This is a genomic window from Exiguobacterium sp. UBA7533, assembly GCF_002479335.1.
Classification (GTDB): domain Bacteria; phylum Bacillota; class Bacilli; order Exiguobacteriales; family Exiguobacteriaceae; genus Exiguobacterium_A.
In genome coordinates this window covers 772,439-798,156 of record NZ_DLMP01000001.1, presented here as the reverse complement: position 1 = coordinate 798,156, position 25,718 = coordinate 772,439, and the positions used below count along the sequence as shown (strand labels likewise).

22 protein-coding genes and 1 riboswitch are annotated in these 25,718 nt (G+C 48.3%); of the genes, 13 read left to right on the top strand and 9 right to left on the bottom strand.

Annotated elements, in window-relative coordinates:
• Positions 1–46 precede the first annotated feature (46 nt).
• Complete coding sequence (locus B2U10_RS03950; RefSeq protein WP_290785753.1) at positions 47–958, top strand: Gfo/Idh/MocA family protein; 912 nt, start codon at positions 47–49, stop codon at positions 956–958.
• A 66-nt stretch (positions 959–1,024) separates the two neighbouring features.
• On the opposite strand, the gene B2U10_RS03945 is transcribed toward B2U10_RS03950, so the two are convergent.
• Both B2U10_RS03945 and B2U10_RS03940 read right to left on the bottom strand, forming a co-directional pair.
• Complete coding sequence (locus tag B2U10_RS03945; protein WP_290785750.1) at positions 1,025–1,645, bottom strand: hypothetical protein; 621 nt, start codon at positions 1,643–1,645, stop codon at positions 1,025–1,027.
• Positions 1,642–2,331 (bottom strand): hypothetical protein, encoded by a 690-nt coding sequence (locus B2U10_RS03940; protein WP_290785747.1) that lies wholly within the window; start codon positions 2,329–2,331, stop codon positions 1,642–1,644. Before B2U10_RS03940 ends, B2U10_RS03945 begins: the two co-directional genes overlap by 4 nt.
• Positions 2,332–2,464: 133 nt before the next feature.
• Here B2U10_RS03940 and B2U10_RS03935 point away from each other — a divergent pair, with 133 nt between their 5' ends.
• Entirely contained in the window at positions 2,465–3,538 is a 1,074-nt protein-coding gene (locus B2U10_RS03935; protein ID WP_290785744.1) for a glycerate kinase, read from the top strand.
• A gap of 63 nt (positions 3,539–3,601) precedes the next feature.
• A complete protein-coding gene (locus tag B2U10_RS03930; RefSeq protein WP_290784492.1) occupies positions 3,602–4,171 on the top strand; it encodes a hypothetical protein in 570 nt (189 codons plus the stop codon).
• A 47-nt stretch (positions 4,172–4,218) separates the two neighbouring features.
• Here the strand turns inward: B2U10_RS03930 and B2U10_RS03925 are convergent, their stop codons facing one another.
• Positions 4,219–4,698, bottom strand: coding sequence for a glutathione peroxidase (locus tag B2U10_RS03925; RefSeq protein ID WP_035410348.1), 480 nt, complete (start codon positions 4,696–4,698; stop codon positions 4,219–4,221).
• Between the two features lie 170 nt (positions 4,699–4,868).
• On the opposite strand from B2U10_RS03925, the gene B2U10_RS03920 reads away from it, so the two are divergent.
• The 6 genes from B2U10_RS03920 to B2U10_RS03900 all read left to right on the top strand — a co-directional run bounded on the left by B2U10_RS03920 (position 4,869) and on the right by B2U10_RS03900 (position 11,133).
• A complete protein-coding gene (locus tag B2U10_RS03920; RefSeq protein WP_023469379.1) occupies positions 4,869–5,063 on the top strand; it encodes a hypothetical protein in 195 nt (64 codons plus the stop codon).
• Between the two features lie 241 nt (positions 5,064–5,304).
• Positions 5,305–5,458: riboswitch (cyclic di-AMP (ydaO/yuaA leader) on the top strand.
• A gap of 222 nt (positions 5,459–5,680) precedes the next feature.
• On the top strand, positions 5,681–5,761 hold the full coding sequence (locus B2U10_RS15535; protein WP_081780413.1) for a potassium-transporting ATPase subunit F: 81 nt from the start codon (positions 5,681–5,683) through the stop codon (positions 5,759–5,761).
• A 23-nt stretch (positions 5,762–5,784) separates the two neighbouring features.
• Positions 5,785–7,425 carry a potassium-transporting ATPase subunit KdpA gene (gene kdpA / locus B2U10_RS03915; protein WP_290785741.1) on the top strand — a complete coding sequence of 547 codons (1,641 nt, stop codon included), beginning with the start codon at positions 5,785–5,787 and terminating at the stop codon, positions 7,423–7,425.
• A gap of 17 nt (positions 7,426–7,442) precedes the next feature.
• On the top strand, positions 7,443–9,512 hold the full coding sequence (gene kdpB, locus B2U10_RS03910) for a potassium-transporting ATPase subunit KdpB (RefSeq protein ID WP_290785737.1): 2,070 nt from the start codon (positions 7,443–7,445) through the stop codon (positions 9,510–9,512).
• Between the two features lie 14 nt (positions 9,513–9,526).
• On the top strand, positions 9,527–10,048 hold the full coding sequence (gene kdpC, locus B2U10_RS03905) for a K(+)-transporting ATPase subunit C (protein ID WP_290752674.1): 522 nt from the start codon (positions 9,527–9,529) through the stop codon (positions 10,046–10,048).
• A complete protein-coding gene (locus tag B2U10_RS03900; RefSeq protein ID WP_056063215.1) occupies positions 10,045–11,133 on the top strand; it encodes a universal stress protein in 1,089 nt (362 codons plus the stop codon). The genes kdpC and B2U10_RS03900 overlap by 4 nt, the downstream gene beginning before the upstream one ends.
• A gap of 331 nt (positions 11,134–11,464) precedes the next feature.
• On the opposite strand, the gene B2U10_RS03895 is transcribed toward B2U10_RS03900, so the two are convergent.
• Positions 11,465–15,052: an SH3 domain-containing protein gene (locus tag B2U10_RS03895; protein WP_290785733.1), complete on the bottom strand. Its 3,588-nt coding sequence runs from the start codon at positions 15,050–15,052 to the stop codon at positions 11,465–11,467.
• A 201-nt stretch (positions 15,053–15,253) separates the two neighbouring features.
• Complete coding sequence (locus B2U10_RS03890; RefSeq protein WP_290785730.1) at positions 15,254–17,284, bottom strand: thioredoxin domain-containing protein; 2,031 nt, start codon at positions 17,282–17,284, stop codon at positions 15,254–15,256.
• Positions 17,285–17,884: 600 nt separating this feature from the next.
• Here B2U10_RS03890 and B2U10_RS03885 point away from each other — a divergent pair.
• Entirely contained in the window at positions 17,885–18,064 is a 180-nt protein-coding gene (locus B2U10_RS03885; RefSeq protein ID WP_035410333.1) for a hypothetical protein, read from the top strand.
• A gap of 129 nt (positions 18,065–18,193) precedes the next feature.
• The gene (locus B2U10_RS03880; protein ID WP_290785727.1) at positions 18,194–20,944 is read left to right on the top strand and encodes an FN3 associated domain-containing protein; all 2,751 of its coding nucleotides are present in this window, start codon (positions 18,194–18,196) and stop codon (positions 20,942–20,944) included.
• Positions 20,945–20,961: 17 nt separating this feature from the next.
• On the opposite strand, the gene B2U10_RS03875 is transcribed toward B2U10_RS03880, so the two are convergent.
• Positions 20,962–21,318, bottom strand: coding sequence for a hypothetical protein (locus B2U10_RS03875; protein ID WP_035410328.1), 357 nt, complete (start codon positions 21,316–21,318; stop codon positions 20,962–20,964).
• Between the two features lie 350 nt (positions 21,319–21,668).
• Between B2U10_RS03875 and B2U10_RS03870 the strand changes: the two genes are divergently transcribed.
• Together B2U10_RS03870 and B2U10_RS03865 are read left to right on the top strand one after the other, a co-directional pair.
• A complete protein-coding gene (locus tag B2U10_RS03870) occupies positions 21,669–22,547 on the top strand; it encodes a CAP domain-containing protein (protein ID WP_290785723.1) in 879 nt (292 codons plus the stop codon).
• Between the two features lie 87 nt (positions 22,548–22,634).
• Positions 22,635–23,132: a GNAT family N-acetyltransferase gene (locus tag B2U10_RS03865; RefSeq protein ID WP_290785720.1), complete on the top strand. Its 498-nt coding sequence runs from the start codon at positions 22,635–22,637 to the stop codon at positions 23,130–23,132.
• A 60-nt stretch (positions 23,133–23,192) separates the two neighbouring features.
• Here the strand turns inward: B2U10_RS03865 and B2U10_RS03860 are convergent, their stop codons facing one another.
• Genes B2U10_RS03860 through B2U10_RS03850 form a run of 3 tightly spaced genes read right to left on the bottom strand, consistent with a single transcriptional unit; the run spans position 23,193 to position 25,704 of the window.
• The gene (locus tag B2U10_RS03860) at positions 23,193–24,008 is read right to left on the bottom strand and encodes a MetQ/NlpA family ABC transporter substrate-binding protein (RefSeq protein WP_056063203.1); all 816 of its coding nucleotides are present in this window, start codon (positions 24,006–24,008) and stop codon (positions 23,193–23,195) included.
• Between the two features lie 27 nt (positions 24,009–24,035).
• Complete coding sequence (locus B2U10_RS03855; RefSeq protein WP_035410311.1) at positions 24,036–24,701, bottom strand: methionine ABC transporter permease; 666 nt, start codon at positions 24,699–24,701, stop codon at positions 24,036–24,038.
• Positions 24,691–25,704 (bottom strand): methionine ABC transporter ATP-binding protein, encoded by a 1,014-nt coding sequence (locus B2U10_RS03850; protein WP_035410309.1) that lies wholly within the window; start codon positions 25,702–25,704, stop codon positions 24,691–24,693. The genes B2U10_RS03855 and B2U10_RS03850 overlap by 11 nt, the downstream gene beginning before the upstream one ends.
• Between the last annotated feature and the right edge of the window lie 14 nt (positions 25,705–25,718).

Here is a 25,718-nt window from a genome sequence, read left to right as displayed (position 1 = left end):
ACGTATCATAGGGAATGTAAGCAACAGTCGAAAAGGAGGAGTTCATATGAAATTAGCCGTCATTGGTTTAGGGGACATCGCTCAAAAAGCCTATTTACCGGTCTATGCTGAACGATCTGGTATCGAGGTATATTTGATTTCACGAGATGAAGAGAAAGCAAAACGATTGCAAGCAGACTATCGCTTTGCGGGGACATACGCGACGTTTACTGATGCTGTACAGGAAGGGATCGACGCGGTTATGATCCATTCAGCGACCGTCGTCCATGCCGAGCAAGCGCGACAAGCGCTAGAAGCAGGAATCGCCGTCTACGTTGATAAACCAGTCTCGATGGAAATTGAAGAAATTCGTGAACTGACTCGTCTATCGGAAGAGAAGCAGTTACCGTTCATCACGGGATTCAATCGTCGCTTTGCGTCAGCACACCAGCGATTACTTGAAGTGAACGATCCGAATCTCGTCCTCATGCAAAAGAATCGGACGTCGTTCATCGAAGACGCCAAGCCATTTCTGTTCGATGATTTCATCCATGTCGCGGACACGCTTCGCTTTTTGACGGGACGTGGTGAGATTGAAGACTTACACGTCAAGAGTAAGCAAGACGAAAGCGGGCTACATCACGTGACGATTCAATTCGTCTCAAACGGCATCACGGCAATCGGTGTCATGAACCGCGATAACGGTATGACGGAAGAACGCGTCGAAGTGATGGGACCGGAGGAAAAACGGGTCGCAACCGACGTGACGACACTCGATCAATTGACGAAGCAAGGAACGCTCCGGTATCCGCTCGATAACTGGGAAGCGACATTAAAGCGACGCGGGTTCGTCGATATGTTAGACGCGTTCCTTCGGACGATCAAAGGGGAACATTCCGAATCGGTCGTAGCGTCTGATAGCCTCGCGACACATGAATTATGCCAACAGGTGTATGAACACGTTCAAGCTGCGCGCTGAGTAGGAATCGTCAAAAATGCCGCTTCACTCGAGGATATTCTCTCAAGTGGAGCGGCATTTTAGCGTTTACTTCTTTGATAGTTGTTTGAGTTGATAAATCCGCTTACCGCTCGGTCCTTCGAACGTCACACGAAGTGTCGAGCGGGCGAAGCGGTAACTGACTTGTCCTTCGGATAAGTTGATACGAGCAGATAAATCCGGTTCAAAACGAATGATCTCTTCGTCGTTTCGGAGTGCGTCCGGGAGACCGAACTGCTCAAAGCGAATCATCGCGATGAATGTGTCCTGCTTGTCAAAAGACACATGAATACGTCCGGTTCCGTCGAACGGCTCGTCTTCGAGTATACTTCGTTCGACTTCATACGTACCTTCGAACTGTTTGACTTGCTTCAACATCTCTTTTGCACTGAGGGCAATGGCTTCTGCCCTTTTTCGAACAGGATGATCTGTTGTGAGTTGAAGATGTTCGATTGCTTCCGCTGTTTTTAAGACATCACGCAGTTGATAACCAGCAAGCTGTCGTTCAAGCTGAACCATCAGCTGAGCAGCCGGTTCATCGATATCTTGTTCCGATCGTTCGACGGCACGGGTGTAGGTTTGCTGCTCGAGCTGTTCTTGAATCCTAGATGTTTCTGGCGAACACGCCATCAGAAGACAAAGAGGCAGACAAAGGAGCACTCGTTTCATGAAGTCACCTCCGTTCGATTAACATCAATGATTTGAAGATGATCCGTATGCACTTTCAGACGATAATGGACGCGATACGTCACAGGCTCTGAACCGTTTGCTGTCGCAATTTGGTACGTTTCTTGTGTACGTAAATGATACGTAACTCCCTTTGACGTGAATTTTTGGAATTTCACGGCGAGAACACTTGGAGCGACAGGGGCATCAACGGCATTCGTTATACGATGGAGATGCTTGAACTCTGATTCAAAGACGTTCAAAGTCGTGAACTGGATCGCAGAAAACGTCTCGATGGAATCGTATTTCTTCGAGAATGTCGCAAGCTCCGGAATCGTCCGAGTATATTGACGGACGAAGCGAAGGACATCATAGGACGTTGGAGGACGGTCTTTCGAGTACGTTTGATTGTACGCTGTTTGTTCATCGGACCATTCCGAAAGCGCGAGTGCTTCGACACTAGGTGTCTGACCCGCTTCAGGGGAAACGGGATCTTGTAGCGAATACCACAGGAAACCGGCTCCTCCGACGAGAAAGAGCAAAAGGCAGGTACTGATGAGCCAAGTCCGTGAAGTGGACGAAGTGGGTGGTTCGGCGAGTTGTTCTTTCTTGATAACAGGATGTTGGCAATGCGAACAAGTCGTATCGTGTTGACGAAGTGGTGTTCCACATAACGAACAGCGTTCCATGGGATAAGACCTCCTGTGTATGTAAAATGAAATGTCAGATAAGGTAATGGTAATTTGAAATTAGTATCATCGTAACATTAATTGGAAACGCAATCAAAACTTGATATGAGATTTTTGAAGGGAGAGCTTACAGATGGAACGTCACTTGATTTTAATGGATGCGTTCAAAGGTAGTATTTCTTCGAAGGAGGCAGCAGAAGCCGTCACGTCTGGAATACTGGCATATGATCCAACCGCGATCATCGATTCCTCACCTGTCGCGGACGGTGGGGAAGGAACGCTTGAAGTCTATCTCGCGCTTGGATATGAGGAAAAGACGGCCGTGACGATTGATCTAGCAGGTCGTCCGTGTGAAGTACAGTATGCCGTAAAAGATTTAGACGCCGTCATCGAAGTCGCGCGTATTTGTGGACTGCCGATGCGACAAAGCGGAGATGATCCTGTTCGAGTGAATACGCGTGGTGTCGGGCGTTTGATGGAACAGTTACGCGATCAAGGAATAACAAGTATCCGACTGGCGTTAGGGGGGACAGGTACGACGGATGGGGGACTTGGATTACTCGCGGAAGTCGGTTGTCGTCTTCAAGATGCCTCGGGTAAGCCGATTTTGTTCCATACGAATCCATTACTTGAGACGCAGACCATTCATTGTTCAACGTATCCGGTTCAGCTGGAAGCCCTCGTAGATGTGACAGCTCCCTATCATGGTCTAGATGGTCCGGCTTATCTGTTTGGTCCACAAAAAGGACTGCTTCCGGATGACATCATAAAACTCGATCAACAACTCGAACAGATTGGAAAGTTACTTGGATTAGAGGGCGTCAAAGGAGCAGGGGCAGCCGGCGGACTCGGTGGAGCCGTGTATGCGCTTGGTGGACGGATCGTTCCGGGCGCATCGACGATCTTGCAACACCTTCGTGTAGCAGAGCGGATGCAACAAGCGGATTATGTCTGGACAGGGGAAGGACGGGTCGACCGTCAAAGCCAAATCGGTAAGTTGCCAGGTGAGGTCACGCGGATGGCGAGAACAGCTGGCGTTCCTTGTCTGATCCTTGCAGGAATCGTCGAAGAAAACATCCTGCAGGCACTTGATTGTCGATCGATTCATGTCGATCAGAAGATCACCCTCGACCCGGAACAGACGAAAACGCGTATACAGGAGCAAACACGTAAGTGGCTCGAGGAACTTTCGCTGAAACAGGGATGAAGTCGGAAAAGTTTGGGTAAATAACTGTATATTGCCATACTTTTAGAGAAAGTAGGTCATCCTATGATCAATCAATCGATCCAATTATCGTTTCGCCAAGTCCGAGCGCTTGTCGAACATACTTTGCTGTTATTCAAAGAGCTCGATCAACAATTAGCGAATCGTGGATACGAACCAGTCCTACCGGATGTCGTTCAAACGGAACATGGTTTGAGCATCCATCAGACGAAAGAGAGTGCGGAGTCACTCGTTCCACATTTCCTGACGCGGACGTATGTCCGACAACAGGAAAAAACGAACCAACATGGATTGCTGATCTCTGTTCAATATACGCATCCTCTCCATGAACGATTCGATCCCGTCGTCCTCGTCGGCGATGTGACATTCAAGCAGGTGAAGCATGCCCACAAAATTTTGAGTGAGAAACCGTGGCTCCTGAAGTATGCTGCCTTTGAATCGACGATCGCGCAAGAGTTCGTCGCCGATGGTACACGATACACGACGCAACCGATTGAAGAAATCGAAGAGCTGATCGTCTGGGGGCATCCGTTCACGGAAATGCGCGATATCGATGATGTCAAACGATTGGCGGAAGAGATGATTAGCCGTCATCTTGAGCCAGGAACAACATAAAAATAAGCTTCCGTTCCTTCAAGGGAGAAGGAGGGAAGCTTTACCTTTTAGACTTGAACGAGCAATCGTTCGATCGCTGCCGTCAAATCCGTTGGATTCGTTTTTGGAGAGAACCGCGTCACTTCTCCATCACGAGTCACGAGGAATTTCGTGAAATTCCACTCGATGTCTGTTGTACCGTCCGTCGTCGGTGCTTGTGCTTTCAGTTCTTCGAATAACGGATGTGCTTGCTCACCGTTGACATCGATTTTTGAGAAGACGGGGAACGTCACGCCGTAGTTGACTTGGCAGAACGACTGAATCTCCTCGTCCGTTCCGGGGTCTTGGTTCGCGAACTGATTACATGGGAAACCAAGTACGGTCAATCCTTGCGAACGATAGTCTTGATGCAATTGTTCCAGTCCTTCGAACTGTGGCGTCAAGCCGCATTTACTGGCTGTATTAACGATCAGCCATGCTTGAGCTGGGTAGTCACTTAAGGATGCCGACGTTCCGTCGACGCGTTGAAATGAATGATCTTGTAACATATCAATTCCCCCTTTTTAAGTACTTCTCTAGTGTAACAAATCCGTTTTCCTGTCGTCTGCTATCATTACTTGCGTGATGACAGAAACATCACAATCAAGTATCAACGACGCATTTGATGTCAATCTTTGTTACGATGAAAAGGAATATGGAAGGAAAGGAGAGATGCCACATGAGAAAAATGTTGAAACAATCGCGGTTCGTCATGATCGCGACGCTTTGTCTCGTCCTCGTCGGAAGTTGTATTACCTTACTGACGCTTGGATTTGAACGCGATATTGTGATTCTTGTTTCTGGAGTGGTTGCCCTATGGGTGACGATGCTAGCTCCTTTGACGGTCCATGCCAAAATGAATCAGCAATCATAATTCTGATTTGCTTATGAAACCGCAGAGCGATTCGATCTAAAAAGGAGCTCCTCCATTTTAGATGAAAGAATCGATTTCTGTGGTTTTTTTTCTTCTATAGCATAGAGTCAAAAAACACTATTTTTCGAAAGTAAGTCATTAAAAAATCAGACTATTTTTTTTTCATTTTTTCTATTTACATCCTTAAAAAATCGGAGTAATATCCATCTCATCAACGAACACTAACATGTTAATGCTTCGATCTCAAAGTACGCCGAATTCATGATTGAAGCGGGGGACCCAATCGTCACGACACGTGACACGGGGTGAATCCTTTCCGAACGGGAAAGGTAGGGCGAAATCCTAGGTATGCCCGAATCCGACAGCTAACCTCGCAGGCGTTTTTAGGAGGGAACGACTCTTTTTTCAGTATGCCAAGTTATAAAGGCGATGCTGGGGCCGTTTTTCGCCTCACATCGTCTTTTTGTTGTGCTTAATTGTAAAAATATTGAATAATATGGGGGTAATTTCATAATGGGAGAACTATGGAGTATCGTACTGCTCGTCTTCTTCTTCGGTACGACGTTCGGAATGATTCGACTGATCGAACGTGTCCAGTGGAGAGCAGGTGACCGGAAATGACGTGGTTTTTACTAGCAATGGGATGTCTCGTCTTTTTGTATCTCGGTTATTGTCTGATCTATCCAGAAAAATTCTAATCGCATAGGGAGAAAAGAAAAACATGTGGACTCAATTCCTGATCCAATTTTGGATCCTACTCGTCATTGCACTTTGTGCAGCGGTCTTGCTCGGTCGCTACATCGGGATGTACTTCGCACCGATCGCAGAGCGTCGAGTCGATACAATCGGTAAGGTCGAACGACGCCTTCTATCGTTACTCGGTGTCGATGAAAAGAAACAAGATCAATCGTGGGTCGGCTATTCAAAAAGTCTATTAGTCGTCAATCTACTGTTTTTCATCAGTGGGTATTTGTTGCTTCGCTTTCAAGGAAGTTTACCGCTCAATCCGAACGGCGCCGCTAATCTTGACTGGTCGACAGCGCTCCATACGACGATCAGCTTCATGACGAACACCGATCAACAGCATTATTCAGGTGAAGCGTTATCGTATCTCTCACAAACGTTCGTCCTCGGAACGATGTTATTCGTTGCACCGACGATGGCATTCACGGTCTGTATCGCTGTCATCCGTGGTCTTGCGAATAAACCGCTCGGTAACTTCTACGCCGACTTCGTTCGCTTCATCTTCCGCATCCTGCTTCCGATTTCATTGTTCTTCGGGATGTTGATGATTTTACTCGGCGTACCACAGACGTTTAGTGGCGCAATCAGCGTCACGACGCTTGAAGGGGCGAAGCAGTTGATTTACCGTGGACCGGTCGCAGCGTTTGAGGTCATCAAACAGCTTGGTAACAACGGCGGTGGTTTCTTCGGAGCAAACGGTGCCCATCCGTTTGAGAACCCGAACCAGTTCGTTAACTTCATCCAGATGTTCTTAATGTTATTGATTCCGATGTCACTTCCTGTCGCGTATGGCAAAATTATCGGTTCTGCGAAACAAGGACGTCTTTTCCTTGGCGTCATGACGATTTTATTTATCATGATGACGTTCGGAATGGCAGGTAGCCTGTTTGCAAATCCAACCGCACATGGTCAGGAATTACGCTTCGGTCAAGTCGGTACAGCGCTCTACAGCTCGATTACGACAGCAGCCGAGACGGGTGCTGTCAACGCGATGCATGACTCGCTTCATCCGCTTGCTGGTTTGATTCAGCTCGGCAACATGATGCTGAACGTCGTGTACGGCGGTGCCGGCGCTGGATTCTTGAATGTCTTGCTTTATGCTTTTGTCGCAGTCTTCCTGACAGGTCTCTTGATCGGTCGGACACCGACGTTCCTCGGTAAGAAAATCGAGACGTTCGAAGTGAAGATGATCGCGATCGCACTTCTCGTGCCTCCTTTCTTGATTCTCGTCGGAACAGCGATCTCGATGTACGTCGCACCAGGCGTCGCCGGCATCTCGAATCCAGGCTATCACGGGCTATCGCAAGTCCTGTATGAATTCACATCCGCGACGGCGAACAACGGATCAGGCTTTGAAGGACTCGGGGACGCAAATGTCTACTGGAACGTCTCGACGTCGTTCGCATTATTCTTCGGACGCTACATTCCATTGATTTTAATGCTTGCGATCGTTGGTTCGCTGAAGGCGAAGCCATCCGTGCCGCAAGATGAGTTTTCATTCAAAACAGACACACCACTCTTCGGAACAGTCTTCCTCGGTACGGTCGTACTCGTCGGTGCATTGACATTCTTGCCAGTGCTCGTACTTGGACCGGTCGCGGACTGGCTGACGATGTGAACAGGAGATAAAAGCATATGATGGAACGTATCATGCATCCGACGTCCGACGAACACCAACCGAATGGGCAGCCGGAACAGCAATCCAAATCAGCAATCAACGGCTCAATCGCGCGCCAGGCGATAATCGACGCCTTTAAAAAAATGAATCCCGTCAACATGATCAAACAACCAATCATGTTCGTCGTCTGGATCGGTTGTTTGCTCGCAATCGGCTATACGATCTTCATTGATGAGATGCGTGGATTTAACTTGACGGTCAGCATCATCCTCTTCTTGACGGTCTTGTTCGCAAACTTCGCAGAATCGATCGCCGAAGGACGCGGGAAAGCACAAGCAGACTCGCTAAAAGCGTCGAAAGCGGACGTCATGGCACGTAAACGTGTCGGACAATTGATTGAGAGTGTCTCGTCCGCGACACTCCGGAAAGGCGACATCGTCTTCGTCCGGGCCGGTGAATATGTACCAGGTGACGGTGAGATCATCAAAGGTCTTGCTTCGATTGATGAATCGGCGATCACAGGGGAATCGGCACCAGTCATCAAGGAAGCGGGCGGTGATTTCTCATCGGTCATCGGTGGAACACTCGTCGTTAGTGATGAGATTGAAATCCGGATCACGAGTAATCCAGGGGAATCGTTCCTCGATCAGATGATCGCGCTCGTCGAAGGCGCAAGCCGTCAAAAGACACCGAACGAGCTCGCTTTATCAACACTGTTGACGAGCTTGACATTGATTTTCTTACTCGTCGTCATGACGTTACCAGTCTTTACGAACTATCTTGGATTCAATCTTTCTGGTCCAATCTTGATCGCTTTGCTCGTCTGTTTGATTCCGACGACGATCGGTGGCTTGCTGTCCGCGATCGGCATCGCCGGGATGGACCGTGTCACCCGTTTTAACGTCATCGCGATGAGCGGGAAGGCGGTCGAAGCAGCAGGGGATATCCAAACGATCATCTTAGATAAAACGGGAACGATCACGTTCGGGAACCGGATGGCGTCGGAAATCACGCCTGTCGGTGGACGCTCTTCCGAGCAAGCATTCGAAGGGGCGATCATCGCTTCGTTAGCCGATGAGACACCGGAAGGACGATCCGTCTTAGAACTCGCAGAACTACGAGACATGCCAGTCGAGCGCCAGTGGTTAGATGGCGCAGAAATCATTCCGTTTCGCGCGGAAACACGGATGTCAGGTCTTGATTTGACGGATGGTCGCCGGGTGCGTAAAGGAGCGGGACAAGCGATCCAAGAATGGGTGACAGAACAAGGTGGAACGATTCCGAATGATTTGCAAGAAACGATCGATTCCGTCTCACGCTTAGGTGGAACCCCACTTGTCGTTGCGATGGATGCGACGATTCTTGGAGTCATTTACTTGAAAGACACCGTCAAACCAGGAATGCGGGAACGGTTTGATCGGTTGCGTGAGATGGGGATCAAAACGATCATGTGTACCGGCGACAATCCGTTAACGGCAGCAACGATCGCTCGCGAAGCAGGCGTTGATGACTTCGTCGCAGAATGTAAACCGGAAGATAAAATTCGTGTCATTCAGCAAGAACAAGCAGCTGGTCACCTCGTCGCGATGACAGGGGACGGTACGAATGATGCACCAGCACTCGCTCAAGCGGACGTAGGTCTAGCGATGAACAGTGGGACACAAGCTGCGAAAGAAGCAGCGAACATGATCGATCTTGATTCGAACCCAACGAAGATCATCGAAGTCGTCGAAATCGGAAAGCAGCTCTTGATGACACGGGGAGCGTTGACGACGTTCTCGATCGCAAACGATGTCGCAAAATATTTTGCGATCATCCCGGCGATGTTCATGGTCGCGATTCCGCAGATGGAAGTACTCAACATCATGCGACTCGATTCCCCGACGACAGCAATTTTGTCGGCTCTAATCTTTAACGCGATCATCATCCCGATGCTGATCCCGCTCGCGATGAAAGGTGTCTCGTATAAACCGATGACAGCCGATCAATTGCTCGGGCGTAACTTACTCATCTACGGTCTTGGTGGTGTCATCGTACCGTTCATTGGGATTAAAATCATCGATGTCTTGCTTGCAAGCATCCTTTAAGGAGAAAACGAATCATGAAACAAGCCATTCGTGTGACGATCTTCATCACAGCATTATGCGGGATCGTCTTTCCCGCCTTGTTGACGCTGTTCGGTCAGATTCTCGTACCGGATAAAGCAGCCGGTTCACTCGTACAGGAAAACGGAAAATTCATTGGATCGGAATTGATTGCCCAACCGTTCACGTCGAAACAGTATTTTCACGGACGTCCATCAGCGGTCGATCAATTAGCGGGATCATCTGCTGGGGATAACTTGGCAGCATCGAACCCGGAGCTTGGTACGAAGATAGCGGCATTGCAGAAACAGAATCGAGAGGACGGCGCTTCGCTTCCGGACGATGCCCTCGTGACATCCGGTTCTGGTTTCGATCCGCATATCTCAGTCGCTTATGCTTTGGATCAAGCGAAGCGTATCGCAACCGCACGCGACCTATCGCATGACGAGGTACGCAAGCTAATCACGAAAGAAGCCGGGACGCATGATTACGTCAATGTCCTCCTTTTAAACCTAGCACTTGATCGGAGCAAATCATGACACGGGGAAAGCTGAAGCTTTATATCGGCTCAGCTCCCGGTGTCGGAAAAACGTATAAGATGCTTGCCGATGCACGAACCTTGACGCTTGAAGGCAAGGATGTCGTCATCGGTCTGATCGAGACGCACGGTCGAAAAGAGACGGCGGAGATGGTCGGACAGCTTGAACAAGTCCCGTTACTTGAAGTCGTCTATAAAGAGAAAGTGTTTCCTGAGGTGAACGTGGACGCGATCATTGCCCGTCACCCGGATATTGTCCTGATCGATGAACTGGCGCATACGAATGCTCCCGGATCAGAACGGAAAAAACGCTATCAAGATGTCGCGGCACTCCTTGACGCCGGGATCAACGTTTACTCGGCCGTCAACATCCAGCACTTCGAAAGCTTACTCTTTAAAGTCAAAGAAGTGACGGGTGTCGAGGTCCGGGAGCGAATCCCGGATCCATTTCTCGGAGAGGCCGATGAGATCTTACTCGTCGACGTGACGCCGCAAACGTTACGGGAGAGACTCGAGCAAGGGAAAATCTACAAGAAAGAAAAGATTGAACAGAGTCTGAATTCGTTCTTCTCGCTTCAGAATCTCGCGAGCTTACGGGAGTTATCGTTACGACAAGTCGCGGACGAAGTCGACGATCAAGTCTATCAATCACGTTTGTTGATTGAAAAAGACCCGGCGACGTTACAAGAACGGATTCTCGTCTGCATCCAGCTTAATGATAACGCGCGAAAGTTGATCTATCGCGGATTTCGCATGGCAAGTCGATTAAAGGCGGAACTGTATGTTCTGACGATTTTACCGGCAGCGGAAAATCAATTGAATGCGAAACAGAAGGAAGTGCTTGCGATGGTGCGGGAGAGTGGTGCCTTGTTCGGAGCAGAAGTGCTGATCCGGATTCAAGGCGAACGTTCGATTGCTCAAGCGATTACTGCCGCTGCCAAACATCATCGCATCACGCAAATCGTCCTCGGTCAATCCGCGCGGACCCGCTGGCAGGAAATCCGACGCGGATCGATCATCAATGAAATCATGCGTCATGTCCGCGGAATCGATATCCAAATCGTCGCCGATGACATGGAACGCTAGGGGAGCCCTTCCGCGTAAATGCAGGGGTTTTCTTCGCAACATCATCAGTCTATCGTTTCATAAGACGAACGAGTCAGTTGGTCATCCTCCCTTTCCGCAGGCGGGAGGTAAGCTGCGACATCCTCGCATTTCATGCGGTCTACCGGGTCTTACCTATCCCTGTCGAAAGTGCCGAGCGCGCTTTCTTTTCCTGCAGGAGCTGAGGATGATCCTGCTCGTTCGCTACTAATGAAAAAGGAAAGACCGTTCCGGTGGGATCACCAGAACGGTCTTTCCTTTTTTTGATGTTGGAACACATTCATTGATTTAAAGACGTTGGTTCATCGTCTCCTTAACGAGCGAAGACTGGAATATCAAAGACAGCTGTGTAGCTATCCATTTGTTGATAGAGTGAATAGATCCGAGACGTTTGCTTAACGGCCCATCCCATGTCTGTTGCGTATTGATGGCTACCAGGACGCATCGGACTCCAACGCATCTTGTAGAGCGTGTTTTGTCCGTATTCATTATGGATGTACTTCGTGCTGATGAATTCAGCACCACCGACGATTGCCGCTTCTGGTGTAAACCAGCCCATTTTATAGGCATAAGCAGCGCCGGTGTTGATCGCATCATAATCATACGCACCGATTCCATACATGTTATAGACTTTACGTCCATTCCATGTCACACCCATTGCGAGTGTCGATTGTCCATTGCCTGTCTCAAGTAAAGCGTGTGAGATCAAGTAAGCTTCGTTGACGCTGTATTTTTGACCAGCATCGATGAACGCTTGTCCACAACTACCGTTGCTACACTTGTTGAAGATCCCGAGTCCTTTCGTTACGTTCGCTAACATCTTATCAAGTGTCGCAGCCGATGCTCCTGTCGTTTTCGAGAGATCGAGGAACTGATAGAACGCAGAAGAGTTGCGGTCGACTTTCAGTGGATCGGCAACATCACGGACGTCCGTTTCCAGTGCATTCAACCATTGGATCGTTGAGTAACCACTTGTCGCACTCGTGTAGACACGTGGCTTTGTCGTATAGAAGCCACTGACTGATTGATAGACGCGAATCATTCGACCAGGTTGGAACTGACCGTAGACGTGACTCGCCGTCGAAGCACCAGAGCGGATGTTAAGTGGTGTCGTCGCTGTGACAGTCGCAATTGTTCCATTGACTGGATCAAGTGCGCCGCCGAGACGGACGTAACCCGTACTGACATACATCAATTTATCTTTATAGATATCCGTTTGTGGTGATGGATTTAGTTTCATCTGGGCGCTGATGAAGGTATCGAACGTATACGGTGTCGCGACAGAGTTATAGACGTTTAATTTCGAAGAAGTCGTCACGAACGCCCCCTTATACGCGTACCCACTTTTTCCATCATAAGAAATCTTATACCAATCACCGATTTGACCGGAGACAGTAACGACGAGGTTTTTCGGAATCGTCTTGATGACATTATAGGAGCTACCAACGTAAGACCGTAAGGCAGCGTCTGATGTTGCCCGTACATACATTTTGTCCTTTGATTCATATTTGATCGATGACGTATTTTGTCCGGTACGGATATAACCCGTTTTCCCGTCGATCGTTACTTTATGCCACGACGTGTTCGTGTACGACGTGATCAAAGCAGAAGTGTAATAGACATTTCCGAACGCGAGTGTCGTGACATTCGATGCTTGATCGTCCGGTGCTTGTTTGACGACGAGCGATTCATTCGACAAGAAGCGTGCACCTGTGATCTTTTTCGTTTCGGTATACGGTGTCAGTGTTGATTTTAAGACATAGCCATTCTTCCCAGCGTAGCTGATCTTTAACCACTGATCGAGACTGCCTGTTACTTGAACGACGGCTGCTTTTGGTAGCTTCGTCACTGTCGCATAGGCTGAACCGGCATCCGACTGGAGTGTCGTATCCGTCGTTGCTTGATAGCGGTGGTTATTAACGCTCTCATAGGTGACCTGTGAACCTTGATTGATTTGAACGTAGCCGGTCTTCCCATCGACTGTCAGGCGATGCCATTGCTCGGAATGACCATTCGTGACGACTTGATTCGTCGTGTAGACGTCTCCAAAAGAAAGGCGAACGACGGTTTCTGCTGTCGCATGGTGCGATGCTTTCACTTCGACGGTACGTTCAAGGCGATAATAAGAAGAAGGAATCGATTGCGTCATGACTTTTTCCTTGGCGTAACGTGAAGCGATATAACCCGTCTTCCCGCTGTACGTCACACGATACCAGTCGTCGATCATTCCAGTGACGGTGATGCTTGTGCCAGAAGGAATCGTTTTAACGGTCGCGTAAGTGTTTCCGGCATACGAGCGAAGTGGAGTCGAAGCCGTCGTCTGCATGACGATCCGGTCCGATTGGTACTGCACACTCTTGCCTTGGTTGACAGGGATGTAGCCCGTCTTTCCATCCTTACTGACACGATGCCATTGCTGTCCGTTTGACGTGACGAGCTGTGTCGTGTAATAGATGTCACCGCTCTGCAGTGTTGCAAGTGTCGATGCTTGTGCGTCGGGTGAAGATTTGATGGAAACCGTATTTTCCAGTTCGAAGCGGGCGCCTGAAATCGTTTGTTTCGTCGCAAGTGTCGTAAACGTGTTTGATGCGGCATATCCCGTTTTACCGTTATAACTGACACGGTACCAATTCCCGATCCGTCCAGAAATTTTGATGACGGTATTGCTCGGAATCGTTTGTACTGTTGCATACGATGGACCAGCATACGAACGAATCGCCGTCGATGCCGTCGTTTTTAAAGAGAGGTTTGATTCAGTTTCGTATGCAATCGCTGTCCCTTGATTGGCTGGTACGAATCCGATTTTACCTTCCTTCGATACTTGATGCCATGTTTCGCCGAGCGGATTCGTCACACGTGTTTTCGTATAATAGACGTTTCCGGCACTCAGTGTCGCAAGTGCTTCTCCATTCTCAGTAGGTGTCGTTTTGATGACGAGTGGTGATGTCAACAAGAAGCGTGAAGACGGAAGCTTTGTTTTTTCTGTGTATTCTGCCAACGTAGCGGATAAGACATACCCTGTCTTTCCGGCATATGTGACTTGATGATAGATTGCCGTCTTAGCATTCGAGGTGACGACCGTACCTTTTGGTAGACTCGCTAGACTTTGTTTTGCCTCGGCTTGACTGTAAAGTGGTGTCACACTTTTCGTCTGATACCGTGTTTGTGGAATTAATGTCACATTTTGCTTTTCAGAAGAGGCGAACGCATCTTGATGCATGTAGCCTGTCTTCCCGTCGTACTGGATACTGACCCATTTTTCGATCCGACCGACGACTTTGACCTCTTTTCCAGATGGAATGGTCTGAACTTTGGGATAACCTGTTCCAGCGTACTGACGCAAGATGTAAGCATCGATCGTCTTTAACGTCGTGTTCGTCACCTTTTTATACGCGACCGCTTTTGCGCCAGCTGCGACATAGCCTGTCTTGCCGTCATATTTGACGCGGTACCATGTCTCGCCATATGGATTCGTCACACGTTGTGACGTGTAGTACACATCCTCTTCGTTCAACGTGCCGATCGTCGTTGCAGTATCCACTGCTGTCTTTTTGATCGGTGTCTTTTTGAGGACGAGGTAGCGCTGTCCTGAAACGGTTTGTTTCTTTTCATACAGCGTGAGGTATTTCGACGCGACATATCCCGTTTTTCCAGCATATGTGACCCTTCTGAACGAGCCAGAAGCATACGTAGATGAAACGACAGTTCCGGTCTTGATCGTCAACAAGCGTTTCCGAGAAGATGCCGTCTTATCGTACAGATAACTATCGGTAGACAGACGGTAGGTCGTCGCTTTCGTCGTTGCTGCTTCAGCCATCGGAAGAGATGTCAAAACGATGCTAAAAACGATGAGAAAGCTTGCGAACACCTTCAAGGTCTTCGAGAATAATGTCGTGTTCAAAGTATCTTTCCTCCTAGTAGATATTCGTCCGGATGGACGGAATCGGCTTCTAGGATGTCTAAGTCTAAGTTGTAAAATCTATTGCCTATCCTTACTATCGACAATATCGGATTTTTATGAACAAAAGATTGAATAATTTTGAAAAAAGGGGTCTGGTTTTTTGAAAAACCCTCCTGTTTTTTTAAACAAGAGGGGATATGGTTAGATATTGAGACGTGCGAGGATTTCCGTTAAACGCGTCGTCGGACGTTCGCAGGAAAAATCATGACAGAGATAAGCCGTTGGTGCGTCTGGTTCTGGATACTCCGCAAGCAGTGGGACGTGCGGAAGAAGGTCGCGCTTCGTACCGATCAACAAAGCAACTTCCGGTAAGCGTAACTGTTGCAGTTGCTCGATTTCGACCGGGATAGCTACTTCTTCCGGAAGCAAGATAATCAATTCCTTCGGTTCCATCTGCCGGTAGGTGAAGGTACTGACAAGTGAGGCGAATCCAGTCGGTTGTTGCTCGACTTCCTCTATTAAGGTTGCGAGAGCCCGTTCAGCACTCTTTTGATAAACGAGACGACCAGTAAGACGACTGAGCGTGAAAAGGGCGTTCAAGGCAATGCTATTTCCGGCAGGTGTGACGCCATCATACAGATCGAGTGGACGAACAAGTAGTTTGTCGGAGCGTGACGACGTCAGATAAAAATAACCATCTGCTGTCTGGAACTGGTCCTGCAGCACATCTGCAAATGCTAAAGCTTCCTTTAGATGGAGAGCATGGTGTGTAGACTGGAATAGTTCAAGATGTGCATCAATCATGTACGCATAGTCATCGAGGAAACCGTGACCGGTTGCTTGTCCATCGCGGTAATGGACTGCAAGATGCTGTTCAGTACGAACGAATCGTTCGAGGGACGTCATGGCACGCGTTGCGACACGTGTATAATACGGTTCGCCAAACACACGACCGGCTTTAGCGAACGTCGAGATCATCATCGCATTCCACGATGTCAACCGTTTATCATCACGGAATGGACGCATGCGTTCATTTCGCGCACGAAGAAGAATTTGGCGCTCGTGTTCGAGTTGCGACGCTGTTTCAGCAAGCGATAAGTGAATGGAACGCGCGAATGCCTCGAGTGTTCGTCCTGTCCGGTAAAAGACGTTCCGTCCCTCAAAGTTTCCCAATGCTGAAGCATGATAGAAGCGGGGGAACAGCGCGTTTGGCCCGAGTAGGTCGGTCAGCTCACACTCCGTGAACGTATAAAAATGTCCTTCGCCCCCTTCGCTATCTGCATCCAGTGCCGCATAAAAGGTGCCGTCCGGTGCGGTCAGCTCCTGTTCTACAAACGTCAGCACTTCTTCTGCGTAGCGACGGAAGCGAGTTTGACCCGATGCTTGATACGTTTCGATGCATACTGTCGCAAACCAGGCATTGTCATAGAGCATCTTCTCGAAATGAGGAATTTCCCACTTGGCATCGACCGTGTAGCGGAATAGACCGTAGCCGACTTGATCCGTCATCCCGCCGTCACGCATCGCGATCAGCGATCGCATGACCATATGAAGTGCCGTCTCGTCTTCCGCGAACTGATAATAATCGAGCAAGAAACGGAGCAGGGCAGGCGACGGGAACTTCGGTGCCTCTCCGAATCCGCCATGTTGACGATCAAATTGTCGCATCGCTTGATCGAAAGTGTCATGAATGATCGATTCATCCCAAGTACGGGTAGACGTCGCAGGCTGCAATACGTCGCGAAGCGTCTGCGACATATTCTGACCGACTTGTGCGATTTTCTCTGGTGAACGGCGGAATTGTTCGCTAAGCTGGAGTGTCACTTGACGAAAACTCGGACGATTGAACTGAGGCGTTTTTGGAAAATACGTGCCGATATAAAATGGCTGTTGATCCGCTGTCATGAAGACGCTCAGCGGCCAGCCGCCTTGTCCGTTCATGACTTGAGCAGCCGTCATGTACAAATGATCGATGTCGGGACGTTCTTCTCGGTCGACTTTGATCGAGATATAGCGTTCATTTAAGAGTCGTGCCGTTTCTTCATCTTCGAAACTTTCGTGTGCCAGCACATGGCACCAGTGGCACGTCGAATACCCGATTGATAAAAAGATTGGCTTACCAGTCTCTCGCGCGGCAGTGAAGGCATCCTCACCCCAGGGGTACCAATCGACAGGGTGGTGGGCATGTTGCAATAGATAGGGACTCGTTTCATGGATAAGTCGATTCGACATGATGGATTTCCCTCGTTTCTTCTATAGTAATGAGTCCTCTTCACGATACTCGGCTTTTGTAGCAGGTGCAACTCTGATTCCAAGACGAGGGAAAACGATTTTCCAAAAGAAAGATTGACTTTGTAAAAGAAAGTATGATAAATTAATATAAGTCATGAATCGGGGATGATCACTCATGTGAGAATCTTCAATCCATATCATACAATTAAATCGACAGGTCAGGATTTTTAGACCGCTACTGACAAATGAGTCAGACATAAGTCATCGCTTTTATTTTGTCCTTCTTCATACTACGGGAAGAAGTCGACCCAGCAAGATAAACCTTCCAATCGATACTTTTCCGCTCATTCCCGAGCTATTTCTAAAAATCCCAGTATCATGCGTCCGTTGCAGACGCATCACGATTCTTGCTAAAATGCTTGATTCAGCTGGCGCGGCCAAGGAGCCGTAACAACGAAAGAGAGGTAGGGCTTTCGTCGTTTCAGGTGTTTTGATCACCTGTAATCCTCGATTCTCATGACAACCAAAAACAACGACACGCTGATGAGGCGTTTTTTTTATGCCTTTTTTCGGGTAAAGCGGAAAGAAGGGGGTGACGACATGCCATGGAATGAGAACAACTATCCGGATTCATTCAAGAACTTTGATCCACCGCTTCGAAAAAAAGCGATTGAGATCGCGAACGCTTTGTTAGAAGAAGGGTATGAAGAGGGACGCGCTATTCCGATTGCGACATCACAAGCTGAAAAATGGTACGAAAGTCACAAAGACGAACAATAAAATATTGTAAGCGATACCATTTCTTTCATTTACGAAGGATGGTATCTTTTTTTACGAAAAATATACACTCTTTTGAATATAATCTGATATTATAAAGAAGTGTCAGAAAATTCAATAGGGGGTCACATCATGAAATACGGCAGTACGTTTGGAAAGTGGGCATTGGCCGGAGTATTGACTGCAGGAATCCTTCCACAAGCGGGTCTTGTCGGGGCAGAAGGCGAAGGCGTCATCTTGTCTGAATACATAGAAGGAACAAGTAACAACAAGGCAATCGAGCTATACAATGGATCGGGGCAAATCATTGATTTAGCAGACTATACACTCGTTCAATACACGAACGGTGGACCATCTGAGTCCAAAATCACATTATCGGGAAAAGTAGATCCAGGTAAAACATTCGTTATCGCGAATTCAAGTGCGAATGCAGACATCAAAGCAAAAGCGCAAATGACGACGGGTTCGTTGAACTTCAACGGAAATGATCCGGTTGCATTAAAAAAGGGCGACGTTGTCCTTGATATCATCGGACCGATCGGTTCATCCGTTGATTTCGCAAAAGACACGACACTTGTTCGGAAATCAGGTGTTACATCAGGTGTTAAGACGTATGAACCATCACAGTGGACGAGCTTTCCTGTCGATACACTGACGAATCTCGGTAGCCATCAAACGGAAGCCGGCGATATTCTCGTTGCACCAACGGCTACTCCAGTCGGTGAGGTCGAGCGTGGGGATCAAGTGACACTGTCAGGTGAAGGAACGATCCATTATACAGTTGATGGTACGACACCGACTGTTGACAGTCCGGTTTACACATCACCGATTACGATCAATGACGAAGTGACGATTCAAGCGGTTGCTGTCAAGGACGGGAAAACGTCAGCTGTCTCGACATTCAAGTACTACATCGCACCACCAATCACTAAAATCAGCAGTATCCAAGGCGTCGCGCACACATCACCATACGCAGATCAACTCGTCCGGACGACGGGTGTCGTCACGTATGTCGTTGACGCGAACAACTTCTATATGCAGGATCCAAATCCGGATAACGACAGCCGGACATCAGAAGGTATTCTCGTCTACGCGAAAAACCACGGTGCTGCCGTTGGACAAAAGGTCGCGACGACAGGTTACGTCAAGGAATGGATCCTTGGCGGATACAGCGATAAATTCGATACGGATCTAGCCGTTACGGAAATCAGTACAGTCAATCTCGTAAAGGGTGCGCTCAACGAAGGGTTACCAGCGAGCATCATCCTTGGTGATAAAGGCGTCTTGATTCCGACTCAAGTCGTCGATAACGATTCCTTCACTCAGTTTGACCCGGAAGAAGATGCGATCGATTTATACGAAAGCTTAGAAGGCATGCGTGTTGCTTTACCGAACGCGATCGTCACAGGACCACAAGCGAACCGGACGATCCCAGTCCGTACACAAACAGACGCAAACAAGGTCTATACGAAACGTGGCACACCGATTCTGACGAAGGACAACGTCAATCCGGAGCGCTTGTTCGTCGAGATGGGAAGTTCATCGTATCGTGCGAAAGCCGGAGACACATTCGATGGAACGATTGAGGGTGTCATGAGCTACAACTATTCGGCTTACAAAGTACTCGCAAAAGCAGCAGACCTTCCGAAACTCGTTACGAGCAAAGCGGAACGTCAACCGACGAACATTGAAACGGGTGAATCACGCCTGACTGTCGCTTCATACAACGTCGAGAACTTCGCGTCGACAGCGGATGCTGGAAAAGTTGATCGTGTCTCGGAAGGCATCGCGACATTCCTGAAGACACCAGACATCGTTGGTTTGACAGAGATGCAGGATAACGACGGCGCAACAGATAGCGGCACAGTCGACGCTTCGAAATCATTTGAGACATTGATCGCAGCGATCGAAGCAAAAACAGGTGTCCGGTATGCGTATACGGACATCGCACCAGAAGATAAAAAGGACGGCGGGCAACCAGGCGGAAACATCCGTGTCGGGTTCCTCTACAATCCAGCGCGTGTATCACTCGCACCAGGAGAAAAAGGTGGAGCGACGGAAGCCGTGGCAGTTGAAAATGGCAAGCTGACGAAAAACCCGGGTCGCATTCAGCCGACGGATCCGAACTTCGCGAGTTCGCGGAAACCGCTCGTCGCGGAATTCCTCTTCAATGGTGATTCATATCATGTCATCGTCAACCACTTCAACTCAAAAGGTGGCGATGGAGCTGACTTCGGTAAAAACCAACCGGTCGTTCGTAAGAGTGAAGTCCAGCGTCATGCGATTGCGAACATCGTCCAAAACTTCGTTTCTGAATTGAAGGCGGAAGTCAAAGATTCGAATGTCGTCGTTCTTGGTGACCTCAACGACTTCCAGTTCTCAGAAACGTTAGACATCCTGAAAGGGAAAAATCTCTGGAACACAGTCGATGATCTTCCGAAATCTGAGCGTTACTCGTACGTCTATAACGGAAATGCGCAAGTACTCGACCATATCTTAATTTCGAATAACTTGAAGTCGTATACATCGTCGGATATCGTCAACATCAACTCGGATTACATGGAAGCAGACGGTAGCGCGAGTGACCACGATCCAGCAATCATCTCGATTCAAGGTGCACAAACGGCAGTACCGGTCAAAGGAACGGCAGAAGTCGGTATCTGGCGTGCTGTTCAAAAAGGAAAACACATCTTCATTGAACGTAAATTGGGTCGCAACTGGGATAAAGCCAGTGAAACACACGCCGATCAACAAGGTGAATTGCTCGCACTTCGCGTGTCACAAGGGCGTCCATACATTCAAGTGAAGACAATCAAAGGCAAAACGATCTGGCTTGAATTGTCGAACAAATACAAACTAGCTGAAACAACGAAATACCAATAAAATCAAAAAAAGCGGACTTAGCGGTCCGCTTTTTTGCGTGCTGGGATAAAGAGTAAAAGAAGTGAGAGTGTACTGATCGAGAGTGTGGAAATTAAGGCAACGGGTAACGGGATGGCACGGAACATATACGTGAAGTGAATGATGATCAATAATAGAATGATAGCGAGACCAGGAATGAATTGTTTTGAGAGCAACATACCGGAACCTGGAACGAGTATTTCAAATCCAAGTCGTTGATTGAGACGAACATCTTCGTGGGCATTGGCTAAGCTAAAGGATACAGTCAAGGCGACAAGGATCATCCAGCCGGAGAATAAGTATTGTTGAATGGGTAAAAAGGCAATGGATTCATAAATGAAATACAGTAAAACCATAGGTCAGCTCCTTCATATCATTATGTTATTTGGAAAAGCATTGAAAGTTTGGCTTACGAATTTTAATGATACCGAGTCAAGATTCGGAGAGCAACCAAAATTCGCTGAGAATGAAATAAAAGAATGTTCACACATTTTAAGAAAAGGGGAATATACTTTAGTCTCTGTACTAAATGTTTTCAAGAATCGTTTAAAAGAAAGCATTTCACTAAAGGAAGAGCGTTCTCATGAAATGTGTCAGGTTTGTGGACAGAAGATGTGATTTAGACAAATGAGAGTCAATGACTGTTCGGGGGAAACAATTTCTTTTAAAATAAAGGTAATGAGATTAAAGGAGGCGAAACGACGACATGAAAAAATGGTTGATCATCGGAGTAGCAGCGATAGCCTTTTTCAGCTACGAAAACATTCCAATGGAACAGGCAGAAGCCGATTACCCGAAAAGTGGCGGCAAGCTGATTGATCGATATAGCAGTGAGTATCCCGGATATGACTGGGAAGTCAGACGGACTTCAACGGAAGAATTCGTCGCCTTAACGAAGGATGGTAAGGACTACGGAAAATATCGTTTCAAAAACGGTGTGACGACACAAGGTGCAGTATTGAATAAGGATACGGAATCCTCCTTGAAGAAAAAGGGTTGGACCGCAGTGAAATCCTATCGTAAAGGCAACACAAACTACATGCTGAATCTGGACCATGCCGCCGTTTATGAGAAGAAAGGCAACTATGTGACGTACTTCTTCGATCAACATGACGGCAATAAAGTCAAAGCGACACTTGCGATTCCAAAAGACGTCGAAGCGAAGAAAAAAGGCTTCTACGGTACATCGTCAAATGCGCTACGGACGACGGATGAGAAACTGATGCTTCGTTTGATGAACTGGGAACGTGCTGATTATAAGTTGAATCCGTTAGCACCGTACACAGCATTGAAGCCGGTCACCCGTGGTCACAGCGAAAACATGGCGAAACATAATTTCTTCTCGCATACAGATCCACAAGGTCGTGATCCTTTCGACCGGATGAAACGCGGAGGAATCACGTTCAGCTATGCTGGCGAAAACCTCTCGATGGGTTATCCGAACGTCTTTGCCGCGCATTGGGGTCTAATGAATTCACAAGGACACCGAGAAAATATTTTGAAAAAAGAGTACAAGCAAGCCGATGTCGGTGTGGCATTCCGAGACAATGCACCGTACTTCACGATTAATTTCCGAACACCTTAAGTATGTAAAAAGAGGATGACATTTCACGATGTCGTTCTCTTTTTCATGAGATTGTTTGTTTTATACTAAAGGCAGGAGGTGGGGCGATTGGAAATCCGTCGATTGAATCCAGAAGATGCAGTACTCTATAAAGCATTGCGATTAGAAGCATTACAGAATCACCCGGAAGCGTTCGGCTCCGATTATGAAGCGGAAAAAGATCGGCCGGTCGACCAGTATGCTACGCGGTTTCAGAGCGAACAGACAGCGACGTTCGGTGCCTTTCATGAAGCGCAACTCGTTGGGGTCGTCACCGTTGTCTGCTCCGAGCTAGACAAGATGCGACATCGAGCCAATTTATTTGCGATGTACGTCACTCCAAGCATCAGAAAACAGCAGGTCGGACAGCAATTGGTACAAGAGGCATTACGGGCATTAGAGGAACGTCCTTGGATCGAGCAGGTTCATCTCTCGGTCGTTCGGACGAATGAAGCCGCTAAAGCCTTGTATCGGTCGCTTGGCTTCGAATCGTACGCGATTGAACCGCGGGCGTTGAAAATCGATGGTACCTATCATGATGAAGAACTCATGTGGTATCGGTTCTAACACAAAACAACCGAAATTCAATGAGAGATGATCTCTTTTGAATTCCGGTCGTTTTTAAAATCAGTTTGCCCAATTTGGTTTGCTGAAACCTTTGAATGATTTTTCGATGACTGTGTTGAATGCATCGGATTCGACAGCTGTCTTCAGGTCTTTCGCGACTTGTGAGTCTGCATCTTTCGTTTGGACAGCAATGAGGTTCCGGTATTGCTCGTCCATCGTCTCAAGTGCTAACGCATCGAGTAAATCGAATTTCGCAGCAAGCGCGAAGTTCCCTGGAACTGCTGAGACATCAACGCTTTCGATGGCACGTGGCAGTTGCGCTGCTTCAAGCGGCTTGATGACGAGTTTCTTCGGATTTTTGACGATATCTTTCTCTGAGACGGTCAGTGGATCGACATCTGGCTTCAGTTCGATCCAGCCTTGTTCTGCCAAGAGGTTCAGCGCGCGTGCCTGGTTCGTTGGATCGTTCGGTGTCGCGACTTCAGCGCCTGTCTTGACGTCGTCAAGTGTCTTCGCCGTTTTACTATACAGTCCCATCGGTGCCGTCGGGACTGTGATGAGTCCTTTAAGGTCGAGCTTCTTTTCTTTAGAGAACGTCTTCAGGTAAATCGAGTGTTGGAATAAGTTAGCATCGATATTGCCGCTACCGAGTGCGATGTTCGGTTGGATATAATCGCTGAATTCGACGATTTCGACTTTATAGCCTTTCTTTTCGAGTTGCGGTTGAATCGCTTGTTTGACCATGTCGCTATAAGGGCCGCTTGTCGCCCCAATCTTGATCGTCTTGTCTTTTTCATCAGCGCTGCTGTCTCCGCATCCTGCGAGGATTCCTGCACCAAGTAAGGCTGTCGCTAAAAAGGCATATCGTTTTTTCATGATTCAACTCTCCCTTTATATGTATAATTAGCGCTTGTCTGTTTTTCGCGCCAGTTGATTGCCAAGTGCTTGAATGCTCTGGACGATGACGATGAGGACGACGATCGTCACGATCATGATGAGATTATCATAGCGATAATAGCCGAAGCGGATCGCGAGGTCACCGACACCTCCGCCGCCGACGATCCCAGCCATCGCCGAGAAGCCGATCAAACTGATCGTCGTTAGCGTGATGCCTTGAATGATGCCGGGGAGTGCTTCTGGTAAAAGGATACTGACGATGATCCGTAATGGTTTCGCACCGCACGCTTCCGCTGCTTCGATCAAACCAGGTGGAATCTCACGCAGTGATGTTTCGACGAGTCGTGCGAGAAACGGAATCGCTGCGACACTGAGGCTGACGGATGCTGCTGTCGGACCAATCGTATTATCAAGCAAGAATTTCGTTAATGGAATGAGAGCAACAAGCAAGATGATGAACGGCAAGGACCGGACGATGTTGACGACGAAGTCAAGGACACGTCGGATGGCAATGTTTTGAAAGAATAAACCGCGGTCGGTGACGAACAGGAGAATCCCGAGTGGAATCCCGACGACCAATGCGAAGGCAAGCGAAATGCCAACCATCCACGCCGTCTCACCAAGTGCCTTCAACAACTCGGGTAACATCGTTTGTATACGATCAAGCCACATCCTGAATCACCTCGAGTGTATGAAGTTCCGCCGCAAGCCAGTCGAGGGCAGGTGCGATTTGATCGGAGGATCCCGTCAAGCTGACGATTAAGACACCAAAAGCGACGTCTTGGATGTAATCGACTTTTCCGTGCAGGATGCTGACCGAGATATCGTATCGACGGATGGCTTCCGATAACGTACTTTCACCGGTCTTCTCGCCCGTGAACTGCAGGCGGATGATCTTTCCCGGTGTCGCTTGCAAGATGCGTTCCGGTAGCTCGATCTGGAGTGCCGTGTCGACGTAATGTTGTGTCACCGGATGTTTGGCTTGACTGAACAAATCGTATGTAGAGGCGACTTCGACGACTTCCCCTTGCGACATGACCGCGACACGATGGCAAATCTGTTTGACGACATCGATCTCATGCGTGATGAGGACGATCGTCAATCCGAGTCGTTCATTCAAATCTTTCAACAAATCTAAAATCTGCAGCGTCGTGACCGGATCAAGGGCAGAGGTCGCTTCGTCACATAACAAGACGGTTGGATCATTCGCGAGTGCCCGGGCAATCCCAACGCGCTGTTTCTGTCCGCCGCTCAACTGACTCGGGAAGTTCGTTTCGAATCCTTCGAGTCCGACGAGTGAGACGAGTTCACGGATCCGTTCCGGAAAATCTGCTCGTTTGACGCCAGCAGCCTTCAGTGCGAAAGCAATGTTATCTGCGACATTACGAGACTGGATCAATTGGAAATGCTGAAAGATCATTCCTGTCCGCAAACGAAGTTGACGCAAATCTGCTTTTGACATCCCACCGAGCGAGACACCGTCGACCTTGACCGTTCCTTGTGTCGGATGCTCGAGACCGTTGATCAGACGAAGTAACGTACTCTTACCGGCACCGGATTCACCGATGATCCCAAAGATTTCTCCTTTTTGAATCGTCAAATCGACATCCCGTAATGCGAAAATCGGGGTCCGGTCTCGGACGAACCGTTTCGTAATCTGTTTGAATTCAATCATTTGCTCATCTCCTT